1 protein-coding gene is annotated in these 2,050 nt (G+C 69.8%); it reads right to left on the reverse strand.

The window, feature by feature from the left end:
* Position 1: 1 nt before the first annotated feature.
* On the reverse strand, positions 2-2,029 hold the full coding sequence (locus AB0I73_RS41130) for an ATP-dependent DNA helicase (protein WP_363045491.1): 2,028 nt from the start codon (positions 2,027-2,029) through the stop codon (positions 2-4).
* Between the last annotated feature and the right edge of the window lie 21 nt (positions 2,030-2,050).

A 2,050-nucleotide genomic window follows, 5' to 3' on the forward strand; every position in this document is an offset into this window, starting at 1 on the left:
GTCAGGCGGGCTGGACGGTGACGGTGCAGAGGCGCTTGGTGGCCCGGGTCAGGGCTACGTACAAGTCCCTCTCCCCACCGGGACGGGCCGTGATGATTTCCTCGGGGTTCATGACGACGACCCCGTCGAATTCCAGGCCGCGTGCTTCGGACGCCGGCACGATGCGTGCGTGGTGAGCGACGCCCCGGGCCGTCAGCTCGCTCACCCTGGTGTCCGCGCAGATCACTCCCAGAAGCTCGCCCGGGTGCGCGGTGCTCTGGGCGCGGAGTTCCTGGACGACGGCGGTGACCAACCCGTCCGCAGGTGTGGTCACGGTGCGAGGGCTCTCACCGCTTCGCAGTGACCGTGTGGGCTTCTGGTCCGGAGCGATCCGCGTGAGCAGGTCCCGGACGCTCTCCAGGATCTCCTGCGTGGTGCGGTAGCTGACGGTCAGGTTGTGCAGTTTGAACCGCGGTCCCACGTGGGGGCCCAGTGCTTCCTTCCAGTCGCGTGCTGTCGCGACCGGGCCTGCCTGGGCGAAGTCACCCACCAGCGTCATCGACCGTGCCGGACAGCGGCGGACGATCATCCGCCACTGCATGGCGGTCAGTTCCTGCGCCTCGTCGACGACGACGTGCCCGTACGTCCGCGCGGGAGGGCCGTCGACCAGGCTCGCCGCCTCGTCCAGCAACGGCACATCGGCATCGGTCCACGGGTCGTCCGGACCGCGCAGCAGAAGGGACCGCTCCTGCGCGGTCAGGCGGGGCAGGCGCTCGGCGAGAGCGTCGGCGTTCGTCAGGAGCGCCTTCACGAGGTCACCGGGTACCAGCCGCGGCCACAACACCTCGACCGCTCGGTCGACGCCGGCGTCGTCGAGGAGATCGGCTCGGATGGCGTCCAGGTCCAGCTCGTGGACCGGCCCCGGGTCGGCCGCACCTTCGGCACGGCGCTGGGCGACTCCCGTGAACCGGTCGAGGTTCAGGCCGGTCATCCTTTCGGTATCGGCGTCGATCTGCTCCAGAAGGTCGCCCATGTCTCGTTGCATCGCGTCGGTGACGGCGTCGACCAAGAGCTCTTTGAACACCTGGCGCGCGGGGTTGTGTCCCGATACGGCTGCCACGGCGGCATCGCGTGCCGCGGCGACTTCCTCCCCGGAAAGGTGAACCAGTTCCTGTCCGACCCGCACGGTGAAGTCACCGGCGGGGGCTTGGTGGACGCGCAGCAGGCCGGCCAGGGCGTCGGCGAGGTCGGACCTTCCCTTGAGACGCGCCGTCTCGAGCGGGCCCGCCGTGTCCGTGGACACTCCGGCCAGTTCCCGGCAGGTCGCCAGAACGACGTCGTTCTCTCCGAGCGAGGGAAGGACCTGGCAGATGTAGTCGAGGAACCGGGCGTTCGGGCCCACCACCAGGACACCCTCCTCCGCGGCGCGCGGGAACGCGTACAGGACATAGGCCGCCCGGTGCAGGGCGACCACCGTCTTGCCGGTGCCGGGTCCGCCCTGCACCACGGTCACCCCGCGGTGGGCGGAGCGGACGATCTCGTCCTGCTCGGCCTGCAGCGTCGCGACGGCCGCGTGCATCTGGCCCGTACGCCGTGCCGACAGAGCCTCGGTCAACGGGCCGTCCCCCACGACGTCCTCGTCGGTCGGGGCGGTCCCATCCAGCAGTTCGTCGCTCACCGAGACGACCGTGCGCTCCTCGAGGCGCAGGTGCCGGCGCCGCCGCAGGTCCATCGGGTGGACCGGTGTCGCCTCGTAGAAGGGCCGCGCCGCGTTCGCGCGCCAGTCCACGAGCAGAGGCAGGTCATCCTCCTCCGTGTGCAGTCCGATCCGCCCGATGCGCAGGGCCGTGCCGTCCGTCCAGTCGATGCGCCCGAAGACCAGCCCCTTTTCGGCGCCCTCCAGCCGACCGATTTCCTTGGCCAGACGCTCGGCGGCGCTTTCTCTCTCGTATGCCTCACCGGCGCTGTCCGCCGGGGCCTTCAACACATTCGCTCGGTGTGCTCGCGCCTCGGAAAGCCGCTCGGTGAGCAACTCATATAAGGAGGACACATAATCCTGCTCCGATGCAAC

Origin of the sequence: Streptomyces sp. NPDC050388 (genome assembly GCF_040655635.1) — a bacterium.
Lineage (GTDB): Bacteria > Actinomycetota > Actinomycetes > Streptomycetales > Streptomycetaceae > Streptomyces.